Source organism: Streptomyces sp. NPDC087845, from assembly GCF_044742755.1.
Classification (GTDB): Bacteria; Actinomycetota; Actinomycetes; order Streptomycetales; family Streptomycetaceae; genus Streptomyces.
Window position 1 is genome coordinate 1 of sequence record NZ_JBIUVC010000007.1, and the last position, 23756, is coordinate 23756.

Here is a 23756-nt window from a genome sequence, read left to right on the forward strand (position 1 = left end):
CCGCTATGAACGCAAGGCCGAACACTTCCTGGCCTTCACCAGCATCGCCTGCACCCTCATCTGCTACCGCCGACTCACCAAATGAGACGACCTCTAAGGATTCAGCATGAAAATCGACTGGGCAGCCCTCGGCTCCGTCTTCGGTGTCTCCCTCGTCGTCACCGTCGCGCTGGTGGGCCTCTTCACCCTGGGCATCGTCGGCCTCTCGAAGCAGCCCGAACCGGCGGCGCAGGGCGGCTCCGGCGGCTCACTGCTGCTGGCCCGCGCCGGCGCGTACGTCTGCTTCGCGCTGTGCGCGGCGGCGGTCACGTACGGGATCTATCTGATCGTCGCCTGAGCACTCCTCCGCTCGTCCCCCGTCGGGCCGGACACCCCTCGTGTGTCCGGCCCGCTGTGGTGTGCCCCGGCCCGGTGTGGGCCTCAGCACACTGCGCCGCCGCAGGTCAACGGCAAGTTGACGGGCGTTTGCACAGCGTGGTGGACTGCCGGAGCCAATTACGGCGACAGCAGAGGAAGCCGGTGCGAATCCGGCGCGGTCCCGCCACTGTCACCGGGGAGCAGTCCCCCACACCGGAAGTCACGGCACGCGCGAGCGGGCTGGAAGGCCGGGGAACTGCGGATCCGGGAGCCAGGAGACTCTCGTCGCCGGTCACGTCGAACCAGGGCGCGGACCCTGAGTGAGGACATATCGCCATGCCTGGCTGCCGTGCGTCCGATGCCGTGGCGCTCTCGACGAGAGCCACCTGTACGAAGCTCCTCCGAGGCGTGACGGCCGGTTGAGCCGTGCGTGCCGACCGCATCTTCGCGTACGGCGCCACAGTCGGCCTGATCGGCGATCTGCTGCTCGGTGACCCCCGCAGGGGGCATCCCGTCGCTGCCTTCGGACGGGCCGCGGCGGGCGTCGAGCGCCGGCTGTGGCGCGACCACCGCGGGTGGGGCGCGCTGCACACCCTCGTCTGCGCCGGAGGCGCCGCGGGTGGGGCCGCGCTGGTCACCCGTGCCGTACGCAGCCGCCCCGCCGCCTCCGTCGCGCTGACCGCCGCAGCCACCTGGTCCGTCGTCGGCGGTACGTCCCTGGGGCGTGAGGCCCGGATCATCGGCGCCGCCCTGGCCGCCGATGACATCGGGCGTGCCCGCGAGCGGCTGCCGCATCTGTGCGGGCGGGACCCGTACTCCCTCGACGGACCGCAGATCGCCCGTGCCGTGGTGGAGTCCGTGGCCGAGAACACCTCGGACGCCGTGGTCGGCGCCCTGGTGTGGGGTGCGCTGGCCGGGGTGCCCGGCCTCGTCGGCTTCCGGGCCGCCAACACCCTCGACGCCATGGTCGGCCACAAGTCGCCCCGCCACCGCCGCTACGGCTGGGCCTCGGCCCGGCTCGACGACCTCGCGGGCTGGCCGGGTGCCCGGCTCACGGCCCTGCTCGCCGTGGCCGCGGGCGGGCGGCCACGTGCAGCGGTACGGGCCTGGCGGGCCGACGCGGCCCAGCACCCGAGCCCCAACGCGGGCCCGGTGGAAGCCTCGTTCGCGGGTGCGCTCGGCGTACGGCTCGGCGGGACGCTCGCGTACGGCGGCCGGGTCGAGCACCGTCCGGTCCTCAACGGGGAGACGGGCCGGACCGTGGAGACCGAGGACATCGAACGCGCGGTACGGCTGTCGCGCCGGGTGGGCGCGCTGGCCCTCGGCGTGTGCGTGGCGGGACGACTGGGCGCGGGCCTCGCCGCACGGCGGATCGCCGGACACCGGACCGCGGGAACCCGTATGCCGGGAACGCGCATCACAGGACGGAGACGGACATGAGCGGCGGGCTGCTGGTCGCCGGAACCACCTCGGACGCGGGCAAGAGCGTCGTCACCGCGGGCATCTGCCGCTGGCTCGTGCGCCGGGGCGTGAAGGTGGCGCCCTTCAAGGCGCAGAACATGTCGCTGAACTCGTTCGTCACCCGCGAGGGCGCCGAGATCGGCCGCGCCCAGGCCATGCAGGCGCAGGCCGCCCGGGTGGAGCCGACCGCACTGATGAACCCGGTCCTGCTCAAGCCCGGCGGCGACCGCTCCAGCCAGGTCGTCCTGATGGGCAGGCCGGTGGGCGAGATGAGCGCCCGCGGCTACCACGGGGGCCGGCAGGAAGCGCTGCTCTCCACGGTCGTGGACTGCCTGGAGCAGCTTCGGGGCACGTACGACGCGGTGATCTGCGAGGGGGCGGGCAGTCCGGCCGAGATCAATCTGCGGCGCACGGACATCGTGAACATGGGCATCGCCCGGGCGGCGCGCTTTCCCGTGGTGGTCGTCGGCGACATCGACCGCGGCGGCGTCTTCGCCTCGTTCTTCGGTACGACGGCGCTGCTCGACGCCGAGGACCAGTCGCTGATCGCGGGGTACCTCGTCAACAAGTTCCGGGGCGACGTGTCCCTGCTGGAGCCGGGCCTGGAGATGCTGCGCGGGATCACCGGACGGCAGACGTACGGGGTGCTGCCCTTCGCCCACGGCCTCGGCATCGACGAGGAGGACGGGCTGCGGGTCTCGCTGCGCGGAGCCGTACGCGAATCGGTCGTCGCGCCGCCGTACGGCGACGAGGTGCTGCGGGTCGCGGTGTGCGCCGTGCCCCTGATGTCGAACTTCACCGATGTGGACGCGCTGGCCGCCGAACCGGGCGTCGTCGTCCGGTTCGTGGACCGCGCCGAGGAGCTGGCCGACGCGGACCTCGTCATCGTGCCGGGCACCCGCGGCACCGTGAAGGCGCTGTCCTGGCTGCGCGAGCGCGGCCTCGCCGACGCCCTGGTGCGGCGCGCCGCCGAGGACCGGCCGGTCCTCGGGATCTGCGGCGGCTTCCAGATCCTCGGCGAACACATCGAGGACGAGGTCGAGTCGGGAGCCGGGCACGTCGACGGCCTCGGCCTGCTGCCCGTACGCGTCCGCTTCGACCGCGAGAAGACCCTCGCCCGCCCCGTCGGCGAGGCGCTCGGCGCCCCTGTCGAGGGGTACGAGATCCACCACGGCGTCGCCGACGTACGCGGCGGGGAGGCGTTCCTCGACGGATGCCGGGCCGGTGCCGTGTGGGGCACCCACTGGCACGGTTCGCTGGAGAGCGACGCGTTCCGCCGCCGCTTCCTGACCGAGATCGCGCGGACCGCCGGCCGTCGCTTCGTCCCCGCCCCCGACACCTGCTTCGCCGCGCTGCGCGAGGAACAGCTCGACCGCCTCGGCGACCTCATCGAAGAACACGCGGACACCGACGCGCTGCTGCGGCTCATCGAGTCGGGCGCGCCGGCAGAACTTCCCTTCATCGCCCCCGGAGCACCTGGAGCACGCGCATGAACGCCCCTATGAGCACCGTGCTGTTGTTGTCGACCGCCGACACGGACCTCCTCGCCGCCCGCGCCTCCGGCGCGCCGTACCGCATCGGCAACCCCACCCGCATCGACGCCCACGAGGAACTCCCCGCGCTGATCGAGGGCTCCTCCGTCGCCGTCGTCCGTCTCCTCGGCGGCAAGCGCGCCTGGGAGGACGGGCTGGCCGTCCTCAAGGCGTCCGGCGTCCCGACCGTGCTGCTGGGCGGCGAGGCCGTCCCGGACGCGGAGCTGATGGCCGAGTCGTCCGTACCGGCCGGTGTGGTCGCCGAGGCGCTGCGCTACCTCGTGGAGGGCGGCCCCGGAAACCTCGTGGAGCTGGCCCGCTTCCTCTCCGACACCGTCCTGCTGACCGGCCACGGCTTCGCCGAGCCGCAGAAGATGCCCGAGTGGGGCCTGCACGGCGACCGTGCGTCCGTCGAGGGCCGCCCGACCGTCGGGGTGCTCTTCTACCGGGCGCACCAGCTGTCCGGGAACACCTCGTTCGTGGACGTCCTCTGCGACGCGGTCGAGGCCCGCGGTGCCAACGCCCTGCCGGTGTACTGCGGTTCGCTGCGCGGCGCGGACGCCGGTCTCTACGAGCTGCTCGGCAGGGCGGACACCCTGGTCGCCACGGTCCTCGCGGCGGGCGGCACCCGCGCGTCGGACGCCTCCGCCGGGGGCGACGACGAGGCCTGGGACATCGGCGCGCTGGCCGATCTGGACGTCCCCGTGCTCCAGGGCCTGTGCCTGACCTCGTCGCGCGCCGCGTGGGAGGCGTCGGACGCCGCCCTCTCCCCCATGGACGCCGCGATGCAGGTCGCGATCCCGGAGTTCGACGGCCGGCTGATCACCGTCCCGTTCTCCTTCAAGGAGCAGGGCCCGGACGACGTGCCGGTGTACCGCGCCGACCCCGAGCGCGCCGCGCGCGTCGCCGGAATCGCGGTGCGCCACGCCGTCCTCAAGCACAAGGCGAACGCCGAGAAGAAGCTCGCCCTCGTCTTCACCGCCTACCCGACCAAGCACTCCCGCGTCGGCAACGCCGTCGGCCTGGACACGCCCGCGTCCGCGGTACGGGTCCTGGACGCCCTGCGCGACGCCGGCTACGGGGTCGACGGGCACCCCGACAACGGCGACGAGCTGATCCACCGCCTCATCAACGCCGGTGGCCACGACGTCGAGTGGCTGACCGAGGAGCAGCTCGCGGCCGCCCCCGCGCGCGTCCCGCTCGCCGACTACCGGGCCTGGTTCGACACGCTGGAGCCGGAGCTGCGCGACTCGATGCTGGAGCACTGGGGCGAGCCGCCGGGCTCGCTGTACGTGGACGGGGACGAGATCGTCCTCGCCTCGCTGCAGTTCGGGAATGTGGTGGTGCTGATCCAGCCGCCGCGCGGCTTCGGCGAGAACCCGATCGCGATCTACCACGACCCGGACATGCCGCCGTCGCACCACTACATGGCGACATACCGCTGGCTGGAGAACTCGTTCGGCGCCGACGCCGTCGTCCACATGGGCAAGCACGGCACGATGGAGTGGCTGCCGGGCAAGGGCCTCGGCCTGTCCGCCGGGTGCGGCCCCGACGCCGTCCTCGGCGAACTGCCGCTGATCTACCCGTTCATCGTCAACGACCCGGGCGAGGGCACCCAGGCCAAGCGGCGTGGGCACGCCACGGTGGTGGACCATCTGGTGCCGCCGATGGCACGTGCCGACACCTATGGCGACCTGGCCAAGCTGGAGCAGCTGCTCGACGAGTACGCGCTGGTCAGCGATCTCGACCCGACGAAGGCCCCGGCGGTCCGGGCCCAGATCTGGACGCTGGTGAAGGCCGCCGAGCTGCACCACGACCTCCATGTCGACGAACAGCCGGGCGAGGACGACTTCGACTCGTTCGTCATGCACATCGACGGCTACCTCTGCGAGATCAAGGACGTCCAGATCCGGGACGGCCTGCACATCCTCGGCGGCGGCCCCGTCGACGAGGCACGGGTCAACCTGGTGCTGGCCGTGCTGCGCGCCTCCCAGGTGTGGGGCGGAACGGCGAACGCGCTGCCGGGGCTGCGGGCGTCGGTCGCCGAGCACTTCGGGCTCAGCGAGAAGGAGTTGCTGGCCGAGCCGGGCGCCGCGGTGAAGGTGCCGGCCGAGCTGACCGGACTGGTCGACGGCCCGGCGCGCACCGGTGCGGACGCGATCGACCTGCTGGAGCGGCTGTGCCGCCGGCTCGCGGAGGGCATGGAGGAGCGCGGCTGGGACCTCGCGGCCGCTGCGGGACTGGTGCGGGACGTCCTGGGCTTCGAACTCCCGGCCGCCGTAGCCGTGTTGGGCTTCGCGTGCGAGGAGGTCGTGCCGCGGCTGGCCCGGACGACGGACGAGATCGACCACATCCTCCGGGCGCTGGACGGCGGCTTCGTACCGGCCGGCCCCTCGGGCTCGCCCACGCGCGGGCTCGTCAATGTGCTGCCGACCGGCCGCAACTTCTACTCGGTCGACCCGAAGGCGATTCCGTCCCGGCTGTCGTGGGAGGTCGGGCAGTCGCTCGCGGACTCCCTGATCGCCCGGTACCTCGCGGACACGGGCGACTATCCGAAGTCGGTCGGTCTGACCGTGTGGGGCACCTCGGCCATGCGCACACAGGGTGACGACATCGCGGAGATCCTGGCCCTGCTCGGCTGCCGGCCGGTGTGGGACGACGCATCGCGCCGGGTGACCGGCTTCGAGGTCGTACCGGTGGGCGAGCTGGGCCGGCCGCGCATCGATGTGACCGTACGGATCTCCGGATTCTTCCGCGACGCGTTCCCGCATGTGGTGGGGCTGATCGACGACGCGGTACGGACGGTGGCGGAGCTGGACGAGCCGGCCGACGCCAACTACGTGCGGGCGCACGCCGATGAGGACACGGCGGACCACGGCGACCGGCGGCGGGCCACGGCACGCATCTTCGGGTCCAAGCCGGGGGCGTACGGGGCGGGGCTGCTGCCGCTGATCGACGCCCGGAACTGGCGGTCGGACGCGGATCTGGCCGAGGTGTACGCGGTCTGGGGCGGTTACGCGTACGGGCGCGGGCTCGACGGGCGGGCGGCGCGCGGCGACATGGAGACCGCGTTCCGGCGGATCGCAGTGGCGGCGAAGAACGTCGACACGCGCGAGCACGACCTGGTGGACGCGGACGACTACTTCCAGTACCACGGCGGCATGGTCGCCATGGTGCGGCATCTGACCGGCGAGTCGCCCGAGGCGTACGTCGGCGACAGCGCCACGCCGGACCAGGTGAAGACGCGGACGCTGGGCGAGGAGACGCACCGGGTGTTCCGGGCGCGGGTGGTGAACCCGCGGTGGATGGCGGCGATGCGGCGGCACGGGTACAAGGGCGCTTTCGAGATGGCCGCGACCGTGGACTACCTGTTCGGGTACGACGCGACGGCGGGTGTCGTCGACGACTGGATGTACGAGAAGTTGTCGGCGGAGTACGTCTTCGACCCGGAGAACCGGGAGTTCATGCAGAAGTCCAACCCCTGGGCGCTGCGCGGGATTTCGGAGCGGCTGCTGGAGGCGGCCGAGCGGGGGCTGTGGGCGGAGCCGGACGCGGAGACGCTGGAGCGGTTGCGGGCCACGTATCTGGAGCTCGAAGGCGATCTGGAGGGGGACGGGTGAGCGGGCTGCGCGCACCCGCCGACCGGGGGATCCGCCCCCGGAACCCCGCTCCGCGAACGCCGCAGGGGCCGACATCACACCGTTCACCCATGGAGGCACCGTGAGTACGCCGTACCCCTTCACCGCCGTCGTCGGGCAGGACGATCTCCGGCTCGGGCTGCTGCTGAACGCCGTCTCGCCCGCCGTCGGCGGTGTGCTGGTGCGCGGCGAGAAGGGCACCGCGAAGTCCACCGCCGTGCGGGCGCTCGCCGCGCTCCTGCCGGAGGTTCCCGTCGTCGCCGGGTGCCGGTTCTCGTGCGACCCGGCGTCGCCCGATCCGGCGTGTCCCGACGGCCCCCACGAGGCCGGGGCCGGCGTGTCGCGGGATGCGCGCATGGTGGAGCTTCCGGTCGGCGCGTCCGAGGACCGGCTCGTCGGGGCGCTCGACATCGAGCGGGCGCTCGCCGAGGGCGTGAAGGCCTTCGAACCCGGGCTGCTCGCCGACGCCCATCGCGGCATCCTGTACGTCGACGAGGTCAACCTGCTCCACGACCACCTCGTGGACCTGCTGCTGGACGCGGCCGCCATGGGTGCTTCGTACGTGGAGCGCGAAGGCGTCTCCGTACGGCACGCGGCGCGTTTCCTGCTGGTCGGGACCATGAACCCCGAAGAGGGGGAGCTGCGGCCCCAGCTTCTGGACCGGTTCGGGCTGACCGTCGAGGTCGCCGCGTCCCGCGAGACCGACCAGCGGGTCGAGGTCGTGCGCAGGCGCCTCGCGTACGACGACGATCCCGCCGGTTTCGCCGCCGAGTGGGCCGCCGAGGAAGGCGCGTTGCGGGCGAGGATCGTCGCCGCGCGTGCGCTGCTTCCCGAAGTGCGCCTCGGGGACGGGGCGTTGCGGCAGATCGCGGCCACCTGCGCGGCCTTCGAGGTCGACGGGATGCGCGCGGACATCGTGATGGCGCGGACGGCGACCGCGCTGGCCGCCTGGGCGGGGCGTACGGATGTGCTTGCCGAGGACGTACGGCAGGCCGCCCTGCTCGCGCTCCCCCACCGGCGTCGGCGCAACCCCTTCGACGCGCCGGGCCTGGACGAGGACAAGCTCGACGACACGCTGGAGCAGAACAGCGGCGAGGACGACGACCCGGACCCGGACGGCCCCGGTGGCGGCGGCCGGCCCCCGCAGGGCGACGGGCCCGGCACGCCGCCGCAGCCCGAGGGCGAGGCCGGTGACACGCCCGCGCGGTCCGTGCCCGAGCAGGGGCCGGGGCAGCAGTCCTCCGGGGGCGGTGAGCAGCAGCCCGTACGTGCTGCCGAGCCGTTCCGTACGAGGACGCTGAGCGTGCCCGGCCTGGGCGAGGGCGCGGCGGGGCGGCGGTCCCGGGCGCGCACCGAGCACGGGCGTACGACCGGTGCGCGGCGTCCGCGGGGCGCCCTGACCAAGCTGCATCTGGCGGCGACCGTGCAGGCCGCCGCCCCCCATCAGCGGGCGCGGGGGCGGTCGGGACGGGGGCTGGTGGTCCGGCGGGACGATCTGCGGCAGGCGACCCGGGAGGGGCGCGAGGGGAACCTCGTGCTGTTCGTCGTGGACGCCTCCGGATCGATGGCCGCCCGGCAGCGGATGAGTGCCGTGAAGGGGGCGGTCCTTTCGCTGCTGCTGGACGCCTACCAGCGGCGGGACAAGGTCGGGCTGGTCACCTTCCGGGGCAAGGACGCCGAGGTGGTGCTGCCGCCGACGTCGTCGGTGGACGCGGCGGCGGCCCGGCTGGAGGCGCTGCCGACCGGCGGGCGTACGCCTGTCGCGGCCGGGCTGTTGAAGGCCCATGAGGTGCTGCGGGTGGAGCGGCTGCGTGATCCGTCGCGGCGGCCGTTGCTGGTCGTGGTGACCGACGGGCGGGCGACCGGGGGGCCCGAGCCGGTGGCGCTGGCGTCGCGGGCGGCGCGGCTGCACGAGGCGGAGGGCATCGCGTCCGTCGTCGTGGACTGCGAGTCGGGGCCCGTACGGCTCGGGCTCGCGGGCGCCCTCGCACGTGATCTCGGCGGCACCGCCGTGACGCTCGACGAGCTGCGGGCGGACTCGATCGCCGGGCTCGTCAAGGATGTTCAGTCGACCAGCAGGAGGGCCGCGTAATGCCGCAGGGACAGCCGACCACCGTGCCGGACGACGGGCTCACCACCCGTCAGCGCCGCAACCGTCCGCTGCTGGTGGTGCACACCGGCATCGGGAAGGGGAAGTCGACGGCGGCCTTCGGGCTCGCGCTGCGCGCCTGGAATCAGGGGTGGCCGATCGGCGTCTTCCAGTTCGTCAAGTCGGCGAAGTGGAAGGTCGGCGAGGAGAACGCGCTGAAGGTCCTCGGGGCGAGCGGCGAGGGGGGCTCCGTCGCCTGGCACAAGATGGGCGAGGGCTGGTCGTGGGTGCAGCGCGACAAGCAGCTGAACAACGAGGAGGCGGCGCGCGAGGGCTGGGAGCAGGTCAAGCGCGACCTGGCCGCCGAGACGTACCGGCTGTACGTCCTCGACGAGTTCGCGTACCCGATGCACTGGGGCTGGGTCGACACCGACGAGGTGATCGAGGTGCTGCGGAACCGTCCCGGTACGCAGCATGTGGTCATCACCGGGCGCAACGCGCCCGCGGAGCTGGTGGAGGCCGCCGATCTGGTGACCGACATGTCGAAGGTCAAGCACCCGATGGACGCCGGTCAGAAGGGTCAGCGGGGCATCGAATGGTGAGGGGCCCGCGGTGAACGTTCCGCGTCTGGTGATCGCCGCGCCCTCGTCGGGGAGCGGCAAGACCACCGTGGCCACGGGGCTGATGGCGGCCTTCGCGGGGCGGGGTCTCGCCGTGTCCGCGCACAAGGTCGGGCCCGACTACATCGATCCGGGGTACCACACGCTGGCCACGGGGCGGCCGGGCCGCAATCTCGACGCGTACATGTGCGGTCCGGAGCTGGTCGCTCCGCTGTTCGCGCACGGTGCGCTCGGCTGCGATCTGGCGGTCGTCGAGGGTGTGATGGGGCTGTACGACGGGGCGGCGGGCCACGGTGAGCTGGCGTCGACCGCCCAGATCGCGAAGTTGCTGCGGGCGCCTGTGGTGCTGGTCGTCGACGCGTCGTCGCAGTCGCGGTCCGTGGCCGCGCTGGTGCACGGGTTCGCCTCGTGGGATCCCCAGGTGCGGATCGGCGGGGTGATCCTGAACAAGGTCGGCTCGCAGCGGCACGAGGCGCTGCTGCGGGAGGCGCTGGACGAGTCGGGTGTGCCGGTGCTGGGGGTGCTGCGGCGGACGGAGCGGGTGGCCGTGCCGTCACGGCATCTGGGCCTGGTGCCGGTGGCCGAGCGGCGGGGCGACGCGGTGGACGCTGTCGCGGCGATGGCGGACCGGGTGCGGGCGGGATGCGACCTGGACGCGCTCATGGCGTTGGCGCGGTCGGCGCCCGCGGTGCCGGGCGCGGTGTGGGACGCGGTGGAGGCGGTGGGCGGCGCCCGGGACGGGGCCGCTCCCCGGCTCCAACGGGTCGCCGTCGCGGCCGGGGCCGCGTTCACGTTCTCCTACGCCGAGCACACCGAGCTGCTCGCCGCCGCCGGGGCCGAGGTCGTGCCGTTCGATCCGTTGCGGGACGAGGCGCTGCCCGAGGGCACGCGCGGGCTGGTCGTCGGGGGCGGGTTTCCCGAGGTGTACGCCCCCGAGTTGTCCGCCAACGAGCCGTTGCGCAAGGCCGTTGCGGAGCTGGCGGCCTCGGGGGCTCCGGTGGCCGCCGAGTGTGCGGGGCTGCTGTATCTGGCGCGTTCGCTCGACGGGCTGCCGATGTGCGGGGTCCTCGGCGCCGAGGCACGGATGTCCGAACGGCTGACACTGGGCTACCGGGAGGCCGTGGCGGTCTCCGACAGTGTGCTGGCGGCGCCCGGGACGCGGGTGCGCGGGCACGAGTTCCACCGGACCGTGCTGGAGCCGGGCGCCGGGGCCGCACCGGCGTGGGGCCTGCATCAGCCGGAGCGGCGCGTGGAGGGGTTCGTGCAGCGGGGCGTGCACGCGAGTTATCTGCATACGCATGGGGCTTCGGCGCCCGGTATGGTCCGCCGATTCGTTGAGAGGTGCAAGGGATGAACCACGGTCACGGTACGAGCAGGCTGGTCGGCGTCGGCGTGGGCCCCGGTGACCCGGAGCTGGTGACCGTCAAGGGCGTGAACGCGCTGCGCGATGCCGCGGTCGTCGTCGTGCCGGTGATGGACACCGGTGAGCGGGGGCGGGCGGAGGCGACCGTGCTGCACTACGTGGCGGCCGACAAGGTCGTGCGGGTGGTGTTCGCGCTCAATGAGCGGACGGACCGGGCACGCCGGGAGGCGGCGTGGGACGCGGCGGGCGAGCGGGTCGCCGCGTTGCTGCGTACCCATGGTTCGGTGGCGTTCGCGACGATCGGCGACCCCAATGTGTACTCGACGTTCACCTATCTCGCGCAGACGATAGGCGAGCTGCTGCCGGGGACGGCCGTGGAGACCGTGCCCGGGATCACGGCCATGCAGGATCTGGCCGCCCGCAGCGGTGCGGTGCTGACGGAGGGCACGGAGCCGCTGACGCTGGTGCCGGTGACGGCGGGGGCCGCGGCGCTGAAGGAGGCCCTCGAAGGTCCCGGGACGGTCGTCGCGTACAAGTTCGGCCGGCTGGCGGCGGAGGTGGCCGCGGCGCTGCGGGAGACGGGGCGTACCGAGGACGCGGTCTGGGGTTCCGCGCTCGGACTGCCCGAGGAGTCGATCCGGCCGGCGGCGGAGCTCGCCGAGGGACCGTTGCCGTATCTGTCGACGCTGATCGCGCCCGCGCCGCGCGACGGCGGGCGGGGCGGGAAATTGTGAGGTGCCCGGGTGCGGCGCGGTGGTCAGTCCGCGATGCCCACGACCAGCCAGATGAAACCCACCCCGGCCACCGTGCACAGCAGCGTGGAGCGGGCCGGGTGTTCGTGGTGTGCCTCGGGGAGGATCTCGGCGGCGGCGAGGTAGAGCAGTACGCCGCCGAAGAAGCCGAGATAGCAGCCGAGCGGTTCCTCCGGAAGGGTGAACAGCAGCGTCGTCGCGGCGCCCACGACCGGTGCCAGGGCGTCGGCGAACAGCATGAGCAGGGCCTTGCGGCGGGCGTTCCCGTACAGGCTGGTGATCGTGTAGGTGTTGAAGCCGTCGGCGAAGTCGTGCGTGATGACGGCGAGGGCGACGGCGGCTCCCATGCCCGCGCCCACCTGGAAGGCCGCGCCGAGCGCGACGCCGTCCATCAGGCTGTGGCCGACCATCGCCGCCGCCGCCGTGAGTCCGACCTGCGGCACCCGCTCCTCGCCCGCGCCGTGTGCCGCCTGGCGCACCGCGAGCAGGCGCTCCACCAGATGGGCGACGAGGAAGCCGCCCACGAACAGCAGCAGGGCGGCGGGGACGCCGAAGACGGGCTCGCCCGCGGCGCCGACCGCCTCCGGCAGCAGGTCCAGGCCGGCCACGCCGAGCATCAGTCCGCCGGCGAAGCCGAGCACCAGATGGCGGCGGTCGGTGACGCGTTGGGCGACCCAGCCGCCGGCCAGGGTCATCAGGAACGCGCCGAGCGCGACGAACACCGCCATGCGCTCTTGCTAGCCGATTGACCCGGGTGCGCGCATCTCTGCGCGCACCGCCACCCGTCCCACCGTTCCGTCCCCCTGTCCCGTTTTCCGAAAGGACCCCGTCCCATGTCCGAAGCAGTCGACGCAGCCGGCGCGGCCGCCCCGCCCACCCACGGCAAAGTGACGTTCGTCGGTGCCGGCCCCGGCGCCGCCGATCTGCTGACCTTCCGGGCGGCGCGGGCCATCGCGGATGCCGACATCGTCATCTGGGCGGCGAGCCTGGTGCAGGCGGAGGTCCTGGAGCACGCCCGGGAGGGCGCGCAGATCCTCGACTCGGCGCAGATGTCGCTGGAGCAGGTCGTCGCCGTGTACGAACGCGCGGCCGCCGAGGGGCTGAAGGTGGCCCGCATCCACTCCGGCGACCCGGCGCTGTGGGGCGGCACGCAGGAACAGGTCGACCGGTGTGCCGGGTTGGGGGTGGCGGTCGAGATCGTGCCGGGGGTGTCGTCGTTCTCGGCGGTCGCGGCGATCGCGCAGCGGGAGCTGACGATTCCGGAGGTCGCGCAGTCCGTGATCCTCACCCGTCTCGGCGGCGGCAAGACGCCGATGCCGCCGGGCGAGGAGGTACGGGAGTTCGCACGTCACGGCACGACGATGGCGCTGTTCCTCTCGGCGGCCCGCTCCGGGCAGCTCACTCAGGAGCTCCTGGAGGGCGGCTATCCGACCTCGACGCCGGTCGTGATCGCGTACCAGGCGACCTGGCCGGAGGAGCTGGTCCTGCACTGCACGATCGAGACGCTGGAGGAGACGGTCAAGGAGCACAAGCTCTGGAAGCACACCCTCTTCCTCGTCGGTCCGGCGCTGTCGGCGTCGGGGACGCGTTCGCACCTCTACCACCCGGGGCACTTCCACGGTTTCCGCAAGGCCGACAAGGCGGCGCGGGCCCAGTTGCGCGCCCAGCGGTCCGGCTCGTGACCGGAACCTCCGGTACCGGGACCGCCGCGCCGGTCCTGGTCTTCGGTACGGGGACGGGCGAGCCGCTCGGTCACGAGGCCCGTCGGGCGCTGGCCGCGGCCACGCTGGTGGTCGGCGCCCGGCGTCACCTGGAAGCCGCGGGGCGGGAGGAGCGGACCGGGCGGGCCGAGCACGTCGTCCTCGGTCCGCTGGCACCCGCGCTCGACCGGATCGCGGAACACGCGCCCGGGGACGGGGCCCGGGTGGTCGTGCTGGCCTCCGGCGACCCCGGATTCTTCGGGATCGTACGGGCGCTGGCGGAACGTTTCGGGGCGGCCGCGCTCGATGTGCGGCCGGGCGCGCCGTCCGTCGCGGTCGCCTTCGCCCGGCTCGGGCTGGCGTGGGACGACGCGGTCGTGGTCAGCGCGCACGGCCGCGACCCGAGGACCGCGGTGAACGTGTGCCTGGCGCACCCGAAGGTGGCCGTCCTGACCGGGCCCGGTGCCGGGCCCGCCGAGCTGGCCGCCGGGCTGGCGCACGGAACCGAGGGGCGCACCCTGGTCGTCGCGACGGCGCTCGGCGATCCGGAGCGGGAGCGCGTCGAGCGGCTGACTCCCGCCGAGGCGCTGGCCCGTGACTGGCCGGATCCGGTGAGTGTGGTGCTGTGCCTGGACGAGTCCCGGGTGCTCTCCCCGGTGCGGACCGTCGCGGGAGCGGCGGCCGGGCCCGGCCGGTGGGCGCTGGACGAGACGGAGTTCGAGCACCGCGACTCGATGATCACCAAGTTCGAGGTCCGGGCACTGGCGCTGGCCCGGCTGGGGCCGCGCACCGGTGACCTGGTGTGGGACATCGGTGCGGGTTCGGGTTCCGTGGCGGTGGAGTGCGCGCGGCTCGGCGCGGCCGCCGTCGCGGTGGAGAAGACCCCGGACGGGGTCGGCCGGATCAGGGCGAACGCGGCGGCGCACGGCGTGTACGTGCACGCGGTGCACGGCTCCGCGCCCGCCGTGCTCGACGGTCTGGACGAGCCGGACGCGGTGTTCATCGGGGGCGGTGGGCGTGAGCTGCCCGCCATCGTGACGGCGTGTGCCCGGCGTGCGCGGCGCTCGGTGGTGGTGGCGCTGGCGGCGCTGGACCGGGTGCCCGAGGTGCGTGCGGCGCTGGCCGGTGCCGGGCTCGTGCCCGAGGGGGTGCTGCTGCAGTCCTCCCGGCTGGCGCCGCTGCCCGGTGAGGTGACACGGCTCGCCGCGACCAACCCGGTCTTTCTGCTGTGGGGCACCCGCCCCGCGGTTCGTGCAAGTGAAGGAGCAACCCAGTGATCGGCCTGATCTCCGCCACGGCGGCGGGCACCGTCGCCCGCGACCGGCTGGCCGCGGCCTGGCCCGGCCGCACCGCGCTCTACGAGGGACCGGTGCGCGAGGCCGTGCAACGAGCGTTCGCCGAGTGCGAGCAGCTGGTGTGCTTCCTGGCGACGGGGGCCGTGGTGCGGCTGCTCGCGCCGCTGCTGTCGGACAAGTCCTCGGACCCGGGTGTCGTCTGCGTCGACGAGGCGGGCCGCCATGCGGTGGCGCTGCTCGGCGGGCACGGTGGCGGGGCGAACGCCCTGGCCGAGGCGGTCGGTGAGGTGCTGGGCGCGGCGCCGGTCGTGACGACGGCGACCGACGCGACGGGAGTGCCGGGGCTGGACATGCTGGGCCTCCCGGTGGAGGGCGATGTGGCGGGGGTGTCGCGCGCGGTGCTCGACGGAGCTCCGGTGGAGCTGCGGGCGGACGCGGTGTGGCCGTTGCCGCCGCTGCCGCCGCAGGTGTCCCCGGGTGCCGAGGGGCCGGCGGTGCTGCATGTCACCGACCGCATCGTGGAACTCGGCGCGCGGGCGGCCGTGTTGCGGCCCGCGTCGCTCGCCGTCGGGGTCGGTGCGTCGAGGAACGCGCCGGTCGAGGAGGTCGTCGGGCTGATCCGGGAAGCCCTGGGCGAGGCCGGGCTCTCGCCGCTGAGCGTCGCGGAGCTGGTGACGGTCGACGCGAAGGCGGACGAGCCGGGGATCGTCGAGGCCGCCGCACGGTTCGGCGTACCGCTGCGCACGTACACCGCCGACGAGCTGGCCCGTATCGAGGTGCCCCATCCGTCGGCCGCGCCGCTCGCCGCCGTCGGAACGCCGTCCGTCGCGGAGGCCGCGGCGCTCGCCGCGGGGGGCGAACTCCTCGTGCCGAAGCGGAAGTCGAACCCTGCGGGACGGGCCGCGATGGCCACCTGCGCGGTGGTGCGCCGCGGCCCGCGCGGACGGCTGGCCGTCGTCGGTCTCGGACCGGGCGCGCGTGATCTGCTGACCCCGCGGGCCCGCGAGGAGCTGCGGCGGGCCTCGGTGCTGGTCGGGCTCGATCAGTACGTCGACCAGATCAGGGATCTGCTGCGACCCGGCACCACGATCCTGGAGTCGGGGCTCGGCGCCGAGGAGGAGCGGGCCCGCACCGCGGTCGCCGAGGCACGCAAGGGGCATGCGGTGGCGCTGATCGGCAGTGGTGACGCGGGCGTGTACGCGATGGCGTCGCCCGCGCTCGCCGAGGCCGGTGCCGACATCGATGTGGTGGGTGTGCCGGGTGTGACGGCCGCGCTGGCGGCTGCCGCGATCCTGGGCGCCCCGCTGGGTCACGACCACGTGTCGATCAGCCTCTCCGATCTGCACACGCCGTGGGAGGTCATCGAGCGCCGGGTCCGGGCCGCGGCCGAGGCCGACATCATCGTGACGTTCTACAACCCGCGCAGCCGGGGCCGCGACTGGCAGCTCCCGAAGGCCCTGTCGATCCTGTCCGAGCACCGGGAGCCGGCGACCCCGGTCGGGGTCGTACGCAACGCCTCGCGCCCGGACGAGAGCAGCCGGGTGACCTCGCTCGCCGCCCTGGACCCGGCGACGGTGGACATGATGACGGTCGTGACGGTCGGCAACACCGCCACCCGGGAGATCGCGGGCCGCATGGTGACACCGCGCGGCTACCGCTGGCAGTCGGCCACCGCGGCGCAGGGAGGAGAGAAGTGAGCCGGCCCTGGGAGAGAACCGTCCACCCCATCGAGCAGGAGTCGTTCCGGCGGCTCCGCGCCCGCCTGGACACCTCGCACTTCGCCCCGCTGACCCGGGCGGTCGTGGAGCGGGTCATCCACTCCGCGGCGGATCTGGCGTACGCGACCGATCTGGTCTGCGACGAGGCGTCGCTCGTCGTCGCGCACGCGGCGCTGCACGCCGGTGCCCCGGTCGTCACCGATGTGGAGATGGTCGCGGCGGGCATCACCCGCCGCGAGACCGTGTGCCGCCTGAAGGAGGCCAGGTCCGGTCCCGGACTGACCCGTTCGGCACACGCGGTCCGGCTCGCGTACGAGCAGGTCGGGCCGGGCGCGATCTGGGTGATCGGCAACGCGCCGACCGCGCTGGAGGAACTGCTCGTCCTCGATGCCGCGCCCGCCCTCGTCATCGGGCTGCCGGTCGGTTTCGTCGGCGCGACCGAGTCGAAGGCGGCGCTGCGCGAGAGCGGTCTGCCCGCCGTGAGCAATGTGTCCGAGAAGGGCGGCTCGGCCGTGGCCGCGGCCGCGCTGAACGCCCTGCTGTACCACCCCGTACCCCCCACCGACACCGAGGAGAACCTGTGACCGCCCCTGCCACCCCGTCCAACCAGCCCGCACTGCTCGTCGCCGGCCACGGCACCAGGGACGAGGGCGGGGCCGCGGCGTTCCGTGACTTCGTGACGGAACTGGGCGAGCGCCACCCCGGACTGCCGGTGGCGGGCGGCTTCATCGAGCTGTCCCCGCCGCCGCTCGGCGACGCCGTGACCGAGCTCGTCGGGCGCGGTGCGCGGCGTTTCGCCGCCGTGCCGCTGATGCTGGTGTCGGCCGGGCACGCCAAGGGGGACATTCCGGCGGCGCTGGCCCGTGAGAAGGAGCGCCACCCCGGCATCTCGTACACCTACGGCCGCCCGCTCGGCCCGCACCCGGCACTGCTGCGGGTGCTGGAGCGCCGGGTCGACGAGGTGCTGGGCGACACCGACCGGTCCGAGGTGACGGTGCTGCTGGTGGGGCGCGGTTCGACCGACCCGGATGCCAACGCCGAGGTGTACAAGGCGGCGCGGCTGTTCTGGGAGGGCCGCGGTTACGCGGGGGTGGAGACGGCGTTCGTGTCGCTCGCGGCGCCCGACGTACCGTCCGGTCTCGACCGTTGCGTGAAGCTGGGTGCCGGGCGCATAGTCGTTCTGCCGTACTTCCTCTTCACCGGCATCCTGCCGGACCGGGTGCGTCGTCAGACCGAGGAATGGGCCGGCGCCCACCCGGAGTCGGACGTCCGCCCGGCCGAGGTCATCGGTGGGGCCGAGGAACTGTTCGATCTGGTCATGGAGCGCTATCGGGAGGCCGTCGAGGGCGATCTGCGGATGAACTGCGACTCATGCGTGTACCGAATCGCGCTGCCGGGCTTCGAGGACAAGGTGGGGCTGCCGCAGCAGCCGCACTTCCACCCCGACGACGACGGCCACCATCACCACCACCCCCACGGCGGTCATGCACACTCCCACTGAAAGTCCCGACGCGACAGGCGCGGGCACGCACGATCTGCGCCACCACGGTGACGCGGAGGTACGGGGACGGGGACGGGATCTGACCGATCTCGCCGTCAACGTACGGGCCGATACGCCCCCGGCCTGGCTGCGGGCGCGTATCTCCGCGTCGCTGGGCGCGCTCGCCGCCTACCCGGACGGCCGTCCGGCGCGGGCGGCGGTCGCGGCCCGGCACGGGCTGCCGGTGGAGCGCGTGCTGCTGACGGCGGGTGCGGCGGAGGCGTTCGTGCTCGTCGCACGGGCGCTGCCGGCCCGCCGTCCGGTCGTGGTCCATCCGCAGTTCACCGAACCGGAGTCGGCGCTGCGCGCGGCGGGGCACGAGGTGCGCCGGGTGCTGCTGCGCGCCGAGGACGGTTTCCGGCTGGACCCGGCGGCCGTGCCCGAGGACGCGGATCTGGTGGTGGTCGGCAATCCGACCAACCCCACGTCGGTCCTGCATCCCGCGGCCGTGCTGGAGAAGCTGGCGCGTCCGGGACGGACGTTGGTGGTCGACGAGGCGTTCATGGACGCGGTGCCGGGCGAGCGCGAGGCACTGTGCGCTCGCGTGGACGTGCCGGGGCTCGTGGTGCTGCGCAGCCTCACCAAGACCTGGGGGCTCGCGGGGCTGCGCGTCGGTTATGTGCTGGCCGGCCCGGAGACGATCCACGCGCTGGAGGAGGCGCAGCCGCTGTGGCCGGTGTCGTCCCCGGCCCTGGCGGCGGCCGAGGCGTGCATGGAGCCGCGGGCCCTCGCCGAGGCGGCCGCCGCGGCGGAGCGGATCGCGGTGGACCGGGCCCATCTGGTCGCGGGACTGCGGGAGTTCACCGAGGTGCGGGTGGCGGAGCCGGCCGAGGGTTCCTTCGTCCTGGTGCGGCTGGAGGGGGCCGCCGAGGTCCGGGAGCGGTTGCGGGCGCTGGGGTTCGCGACGCGGCGTGGCGATACGTTTCCGGGGCTGGGCCCGCAGTGGCTGCGGCTGGCGGTACGCGACCGCGCGACGACCAACCGCCTCCTTCAGGCACTCGACCAGGCGCTGCAGACGCTGACCGCGGTCACACGCTGACGGGCGGCTCGCGGGGAGCGGCGTTCCGGCACGCGAACGCCGCTCCCCGCGCCTCCGTCAGTTCTGGGCGCGACGCCTGGCCACGACCGTAGCCCCGGCGCCCACCGCCAGCAGCAGGGCCGCACCGCCCGCGATGTACGGCGTCGCGGAACTGCCGCCCGTCTCCGCGAGGCTGGAGTCGGCGGCCGGGGCGTGGCCGGTGCCGGTCTGGGGCTTCACACCGCCGCTGTCACCGCCACCGGTGGCACCCGAGGTGCTGCCGGACGTACTGCCCGCCGTACTGCCGGACGTGCTGCCGCCGGTCGCCCCGCCGTTGCCGGAGCCTCCGTTGTCCGAACCGCCGCTGCTCGCACCTCCGTTGTCCGAACCGCCGTTGCTCGTACCGCCGCTGTCGCCGCCCGGCCCGGTCGGCTTCGGCGTCTCGCAGGTCGCCTCGGCGAGCGTGACCTCGCCCCGTACATCGGCGACGTTCAGCTTGAGCGGGTTGACGGAGACCTTCAGCTGCAGTGCGGCCGCCGCCGCGGTGCGCGAGGTGGTGTGCGTCTTCGACAGGTCGAGGGTCACCTCGCCGACACCCGGCACCTTCACCTGTGTGGTGCCGCCCGCGGTGAGGGTGATCCGCTTGCCGAGGACCGACACGTGCCCCAGCAGGTTCGACTCGGCGACCGGCTTCCGGCCCACCTCGCAGACCGCCCTGGAGGTGACCTTCTCGACCTCGATCAGGGGGAGCATCGGCAGTCCGGGCACATGGACCCGGACCTTCGCCAGATTGCTGTACCCCTCGGCCTTCTGCTTGGCGACGGTCGCCCTGGCGGTGGCCACATCGGCGCTCAGCACGCTGAACGGCTGTCCGTTGTCCACCCCGTCGAGCCGCACACTCAGCGCCGTCCTGTCGGCGCTGGCGGGTGCCTGCACTTCATTGAGCGTGGCCTTGAGCGGCAGCTCGATCGTCTTGTTCAGGAGCGAGACGTCGAGTGCGGTACGGAGCACGACCGCGCTCGCCTTCCCGTCGCCGGTGGTCGTGGTGGTCGCGGTGGTGGCGTGCGCCGGGACGGCGGCCAGCAGGGCGACAGGAGCGACGGCGGCCGCCAGGGCGGCCAGGCGGAAGGTGTTGCTGTTCAAGATGGTGGAACCCCCACAAGAGACATGGAGCCACCGGCGCCGTCCAATGGGGGACATCGCGAGCGCCGGTGACCTCGACCCCGAAAGCTTTACGCACAGAGGGTGAACCGGCAGACACCTGACGTGAGTTCACCCCAAAGGGGGGTTTCCGCGCCTGTATTCGAATATCTCGGTACGTTCGTTCCTCGGAGTCACCCGATCCGCCGAGCGCGGACGGCACGTGGGCCGACTGCGCCGGGGTGCACGCAAAGGTGATTCAACGACACGGCAGCGCCGCAGTAACTGCCTGTCAACACGGCACACCCCGGCCGGGAAGCCGCCCCGTGCGCCGCGCTCAGCCGATCACCCGCCCGTTCAGCACCACCCGTCGCGGCGCCGCCAGCACCCGCACGTCCGCCCGCGGGTCCTCGTCGTACACCACCAGGTCCGCCGGGGCGCCCTCCTCCAGCACCGGCCGCCCGAGCCACCGACGCGCACCCCAGGTGGTCGCGGACAGTGCGTCCAGGGCCGGGATGCCCGCCTTCACCAGCTCGGCGACCTCGTCCGCCACCAGCCCGTGGGCGAGCACCCCGCCCGCGTCGGTACCGACGAAGACCGGAACCCCGGCGTCGTACGCGGCGCGCACGGTGTCGTAACGCCGTTCGTGCAGCCGTCGCATATGGGCCGACCAACGGGGGAACTTGGCGTCGCCGCCCGCCGCGAGCGAGGGGAAGGTGGCGATGTTGACCAGCGTGGGGACGATCGCCACACCGCGCTCGGCGAAGAGCGGAACGGTGTCCTCGGTGAGCCCGGTGGCGTGCTCGATGCAGTCGATCCCGGCCTCGACGAGATCGCGCAGCGAGTCCTCGGCGAAGCAGTGCGCGGTGACCCGGGCGCCGAGCCGGTGCGCCTCGGCGATGGCCGCCTCGACCGCCTCGCGCGGCCAGCAGGCGGTCAGATCGCCCACCTCCCGGTCGATCCAGTCGCCGACCAGCTTCACCCAGCCGTCGCCGCGCCGCGCCTCCTGGGCGACGTACGCGACCAGTTCGTCCGGCTCGATCTCGTGGGCGTAGTTCCGGGTGTACCTGCGGGGCCTGGCGATGTGACGGCCGGCCCTGATGACCTTCGGGAGGTCCTCGCGGTCGTCGATCCACCGCGTGTCGGCCGGCGAACCGGCGTCCCGCAGCAGCAGCGCACCCGCCTCACGGTCGGCGAGGGCCTGCTTCTCACTGGTCGCCTCGTCGACGGCGCCGTGGAGGTCGAGCCCGACGTGGCAGTGGGCGTCGACCAGCCCCGGCAGCACCCAGCCGGTGACGGTCACCGCCCCGTCCGCGCCGGCCGGCCTCCCGTACGAGATCCGCCCGTCGACGACCCAGAGCTCGTCCCGGACGTCCTCGGGTCCGACGAGCACCCGCCCCTTCACATGCAGCACCTGCGGTGCCCTGCGATCAGTCATGAACAGCACTGTACGAGGCACCGCTCGGCGCCCTGGGTACGCTTCGACGGAAGCACCGTCCGTACGCGGCACCACAGCACACCGACCCGATCCGATCCGAAGAGAGCACCACCGTGACGCACCCCTTCCTCGACCTCGCCCCGCTCACCGCCGCGCATTTCGCGGCCGTCGAGAAGCGGGTGGCCCGCCTCCTCGCCACCGAGCAGGACGTGGTCATCATGCAGGGCGAGGCGCTGCTCCCCCTCGAAGGCTGCATCCGGGGCGGCGCCCGGCCCGGTTCGACCGCGCTGAACGTCGTCACCGGGCCGTACGGGCAGACCTTCGGCAACTGGCTGCGGGACTGCGGCGCCAACGTCGTCGACCTGGCGGTTCCGTTCCACACGGCGGTCACCGCCGACCAGGTGGCACGGGCGCTGGCCGAGCACCCGGAGATCGACTTCGTCTCCCTGGTGCACGCGGAGGCGGCGACGGGCAACACCAATCCGGTCGCCGAGATCGGTGAGGTGGTCCGTTCGCACGGGGCGCTGTTCATGCTGGACGCCGTCGCCTCCGTGGGCGCGGAACCGTTGCTGCCGGACGTGTGGGGCGTCGACCTCTGCGTGATCGGCGCGCAGAAGGCGATGGGCGGCCCGGCCGGGGTGTCGGCGGTGTCGGTGAGCGAGCGGGCCTGGGAGCGGATCGCGGCCAACCCCCAGGCTCCGCGCCGCTCGTACCTCTCGCTCCTGGACTGGAAGGAGCGCTGGATCGACGGCGGCCGCAAGGCGCTGCTGCACGCCCCCGCCCAGCTGGAGATGCTGGCGCTGGAGGCCTGCGTGGAGCGGATCGAGGCCGAGGGCCTGGACGCGCTGATGGCCCGGCACGCCTCGGCGGCCGCGGCGACGCGTGCGGGCGCCGTGGCGCTCTGCGGGGGCCTCACCCCGTATGTGCACGAGGCGAGGGAGGCGGCGCCGGTCGCGACGACGCTGCGCGCCCCGGCGGGCGTGGACGCGGCGGAGCTGGTCGCGCGGGCGCTCGCGGCCGACCCGTCGCTGCCGCTGATCGCGGGCGGGGGTGCGCTGTCCAAGGAGATGATCCGGGTCAATCACTACGGTGTGGATGCGACGCGGGGCGCGGTGCAGTCCTCGCTCGCGGCTCTGGGGGCGGCGCTGGCCGATGCGGGCCGGCAGGTCGACTTCGAAACTGCCCGCAAAGCCGTTTCGGAAACCTGGCCGAACGAATAGGTCCGGGCCGGCACGCCAATATTCCATAAATGCGGGGAGCTGCTCAATTCCGAGCAGCTCCCCGCATTCTTCTGCCCGCTTTCCCGAACCCTAAACACCCGAGTTTCCAGGACCTCGACGCGACCCCGATCCACACAATTCCGTTGCGTCACCCGAGAGTTACGACCTTGTGACCGACTCCACACCACGCCCGTAATGCCGGATAAATAGCACCCAAAACGGAAGAAAGCGCGACCGGATCGCGCCGGGGCACGCGCCTGCGTGATAACACAGCGGACCGCGCCACCCAACCCCTTGCGTCGATGCAATTTCGAAATTTGCTAGGTAAATTCAATTTGCATGACCGCCGCACCAGCAGATTTTGCACGTGCCCGAAGCGAATTCCTCACCATCGACATCCCGCGAGTGGAGGACGGAGCCGCGATCTGGCGCATCGCCCGCGACTCCGAGGTCCTGGACCTCAACTCCTCGTACAGCTACCTGCTGTGGTGCCGTGACTTCGCGGCCACGTCCGTGGTCGCCCGCGACGAGACCGGCGCGCCCGTCGCCTTCGTGACGGGGTACCTCCGGCCCGACCGTCCCGACACGCTCGTCGTCTGGCAGGTGGCCGTCGACCGGGGCCACCGCGGGACCGGCCTCGCGGGAAAGCTCCTGGACGCGCTGACCTCACGGGTCGCCGCCGGACAGGGCCTGGCCCGGGTCGAGACGACCATCACCCCGGACAACACCGCGTCGGACCGGCTGTTCACCTCCTACGCGCGGCGCCATGACGTTGCCCTGGAGCGCGAGGTCCTCTTCGACGGCGGGCTGTTCCCCGAGGGAACGCATCAGCCCGAAGTGCTGTACCGCATCGGCCCGTTCCACGCCTGAGCGCC

The 23756-nt window shown here is 73.2% G+C and carries 18 protein-coding genes, 1 pseudogene and 1 riboswitch; of the genes and pseudogenes, 16 read left to right on the plus strand and 3 right to left on the minus strand.

The window, feature by feature from the left end; all coding sequences use genetic code 11:
• Positions 1–106 precede the first annotated feature (106 nt).
• From ACIOMQ_RS18990 to cobI, 8 genes are all read left to right on the plus strand, one after another.
• Positions 107–337 (plus strand): hypothetical protein, encoded by a 231-nt coding sequence (locus ACIOMQ_RS18990; RefSeq protein WP_362205977.1) that lies wholly within the window; start codon positions 107–109, stop codon positions 335–337.
• 171 nt (positions 338–508) lie between these two features.
• Positions 509–639, plus strand: a riboswitch (cobalamin riboswitch).
• A gap of 144 nt (positions 640–783) precedes the next feature.
• Complete coding sequence (locus ACIOMQ_RS18995; protein ID WP_401264425.1) at positions 784–1797, plus strand: cobalamin biosynthesis protein; 1014 nt, start codon at positions 784–786, stop codon at positions 1795–1797.
• The gene (locus ACIOMQ_RS19000) at positions 1794–3311 is read left to right on the plus strand and encodes a cobyric acid synthase (RefSeq protein ID WP_389801690.1); all 1518 of its coding nucleotides are present in this window, start codon (positions 1794–1796) and stop codon (positions 3309–3311) included. The genes ACIOMQ_RS18995 and ACIOMQ_RS19000 overlap by 4 nt, the downstream gene beginning before the upstream one ends.
• 8 nt (positions 3312–3319) lie before the next feature.
• A complete protein-coding gene (gene cobN, locus ACIOMQ_RS19005) occupies positions 3320–6970 on the plus strand; it encodes a cobaltochelatase subunit CobN (RefSeq protein WP_402189788.1) in 3651 nt (1216 codons plus the stop codon).
• Positions 6971–7070: 100 nt separating this feature from the next.
• A complete protein-coding gene (locus ACIOMQ_RS19010; RefSeq protein ID WP_402189610.1) occupies positions 7071–9080 on the plus strand; it encodes a putative cobaltochelatase in 2010 nt (669 codons plus the stop codon).
• Positions 9080–9679: a cob(I)yrinic acid a,c-diamide adenosyltransferase gene (gene cobO, locus ACIOMQ_RS19015; RefSeq protein ID WP_362205989.1), complete on the plus strand. Its 600-nt coding sequence runs from the start codon at positions 9080–9082 to the stop codon at positions 9677–9679. The genes ACIOMQ_RS19010 and cobO overlap by 1 nt, the downstream gene beginning before the upstream one ends.
• A 10-nt stretch (positions 9680–9689) precedes the next feature.
• Positions 9690–11051 (plus strand): cobyrinate a,c-diamide synthase, encoded by a 1362-nt coding sequence (locus ACIOMQ_RS19020; RefSeq protein WP_362205992.1) that lies wholly within the window; start codon positions 9690–9692, stop codon positions 11049–11051.
• On the plus strand, positions 11048–11794 hold the full coding sequence (gene cobI, locus ACIOMQ_RS19025) for a precorrin-2 C(20)-methyltransferase (protein WP_362205995.1): 747 nt from the start codon (positions 11048–11050) through the stop codon (positions 11792–11794). Before ACIOMQ_RS19020 ends, cobI begins: the two co-directional genes overlap by 4 nt.
• A gap of 23 nt (positions 11795–11817) precedes the next feature.
• On the opposite strand, the gene ACIOMQ_RS19030 is transcribed toward cobI, so the two are convergent.
• Entirely contained in the window at positions 11818–12540 is a 723-nt protein-coding gene (locus ACIOMQ_RS19030; protein WP_362205998.1) for a ZIP family metal transporter, read from the minus strand.
• Between the two features lie 105 nt (positions 12541–12645).
• On the opposite strand from ACIOMQ_RS19030, the gene cobM reads away from it, so the two are divergent.
• From cobM to cobC, 6 genes and pseudogenes are all read left to right on the plus strand, one after another.
• Positions 12646–13494, plus strand: a complete 849-nt coding sequence (gene cobM / locus ACIOMQ_RS19035; protein ID WP_362206001.1) for a precorrin-4 C(11)-methyltransferase — start codon at positions 12646–12648, stop codon at positions 13492–13494.
• Entirely contained in the window at positions 13491–14789 is a 1299-nt protein-coding gene (gene cbiE, locus ACIOMQ_RS19040) for a precorrin-6y C5,15-methyltransferase (decarboxylating) subunit CbiE (protein ID WP_401756783.1), read from the plus strand. The genes cobM and cbiE overlap by 4 nt, the downstream gene beginning before the upstream one ends.
• Complete coding sequence (gene cobJ / locus ACIOMQ_RS19045; protein ID WP_402189614.1) at positions 14786–16504, plus strand: precorrin-3B C(17)-methyltransferase; 1719 nt, start codon at positions 14786–14788, stop codon at positions 16502–16504. The genes cbiE and cobJ overlap by 4 nt, the downstream gene beginning before the upstream one ends.
• Positions 16501–17109: a precorrin-8X methylmutase gene (locus tag ACIOMQ_RS19050; RefSeq protein WP_362206007.1), complete on the plus strand. Its 609-nt coding sequence runs from the start codon at positions 16501–16503 to the stop codon at positions 17107–17109. The genes cobJ and ACIOMQ_RS19050 overlap by 4 nt, the downstream gene beginning before the upstream one ends.
• On the plus strand, positions 17106–18026 hold the full coding sequence (locus ACIOMQ_RS19055) for a sirohydrochlorin chelatase (protein ID WP_401264439.1): 921 nt from the start codon (positions 17106–17108) through the stop codon (positions 18024–18026). Before ACIOMQ_RS19050 ends, ACIOMQ_RS19055 begins: the two co-directional genes overlap by 4 nt.
• Positions 17956–19104 (plus strand): annotated as a pseudogene (gene cobC, locus ACIOMQ_RS19060) (Rv2231c family pyridoxal phosphate-dependent protein CobC); the annotation flags it as partial. The gene ACIOMQ_RS19055 and the pseudogene cobC, both read left to right, overlap by 71 nt.
• 57 nt (positions 19105–19161) lie before the next feature.
• Here cobC and ACIOMQ_RS19065 read toward each other — a convergent pair.
• Positions 19162–20226, minus strand: a complete 1065-nt coding sequence (locus tag ACIOMQ_RS19065) for an SCO1860 family LAETG-anchored protein (protein WP_362206013.1) — start codon at positions 20224–20226, stop codon at positions 19162–19164.
• Positions 20227–20560: 334 nt separating this feature from the next.
• Positions 20561–21661 (minus strand): amidohydrolase family protein, encoded by a 1101-nt coding sequence (locus ACIOMQ_RS19070; RefSeq protein ID WP_362206016.1) that lies wholly within the window; start codon positions 21659–21661, stop codon positions 20561–20563.
• Between the two features lie 113 nt (positions 21662–21774).
• On the opposite strand from ACIOMQ_RS19070, the gene ACIOMQ_RS19075 reads away from it, so the two are divergent.
• The gene (locus ACIOMQ_RS19075; protein WP_362206019.1) at positions 21775–22881 is read left to right on the plus strand and encodes an aminotransferase class V-fold PLP-dependent enzyme; all 1107 of its coding nucleotides are present in this window, start codon (positions 21775–21777) and stop codon (positions 22879–22881) included.
• 405 nt (positions 22882–23286) lie between these two features.
• Entirely contained in the window at positions 23287–23751 is a 465-nt protein-coding gene (ectA, locus tag ACIOMQ_RS19080) for a diaminobutyrate acetyltransferase (protein ID WP_401264862.1), read from the plus strand.
• Positions 23752–23756 lie beyond the last annotated feature (5 nt).

Bases quoted from the DNA above. Each gene is read 5' to 3' on its own strand.
- cobO (WP_362205989.1), top strand. From the start codon at position 9,080: ATGCCGCAGGGACAGCCGACCACCGTGCCGGACGACGGGCTCACCACC.
- cobN (WP_402189788.1), top strand. From the start codon at position 3,320: ATGAGCACCGTGCTGTTGTTGTCGACCGCCGACACGGACCTCCTCGCC.
- cobI (WP_362205995.1), top strand. From the start codon at position 11,048: ATGAACCACGGTCACGGTACGAGCAGGCTGGTCGGCGTCGGCGTGGGC.
- ACIOMQ_RS18990 (WP_362205977.1), top strand. From the start codon at position 107: ATGAAAATCGACTGGGCAGCCCTCGGCTCCGTCTTCGGTGTCTCCCTC.
- cobM (WP_362206001.1), top strand. From the start codon at position 12,646: ATGTCCGAAGCAGTCGACGCAGCCGGCGCGGCCGCCCCGCCCACCCAC.
- ACIOMQ_RS19070 (WP_362206016.1), bottom strand. From the start codon at position 21,661: ATGACTGATCGCAGGGCACCGCAGGTGCTGCATGTGAAGGGGCGGGTG.
- ACIOMQ_RS19000 (WP_389801690.1), top strand. From the start codon at position 1,794: ATGAGCGGCGGGCTGCTGGTCGCCGGAACCACCTCGGACGCGGGCAAG.
- ACIOMQ_RS19030 (WP_362205998.1), bottom strand. From the start codon at position 12,540: ATGGCGGTGTTCGTCGCGCTCGGCGCGTTCCTGATGACCCTGGCCGGC.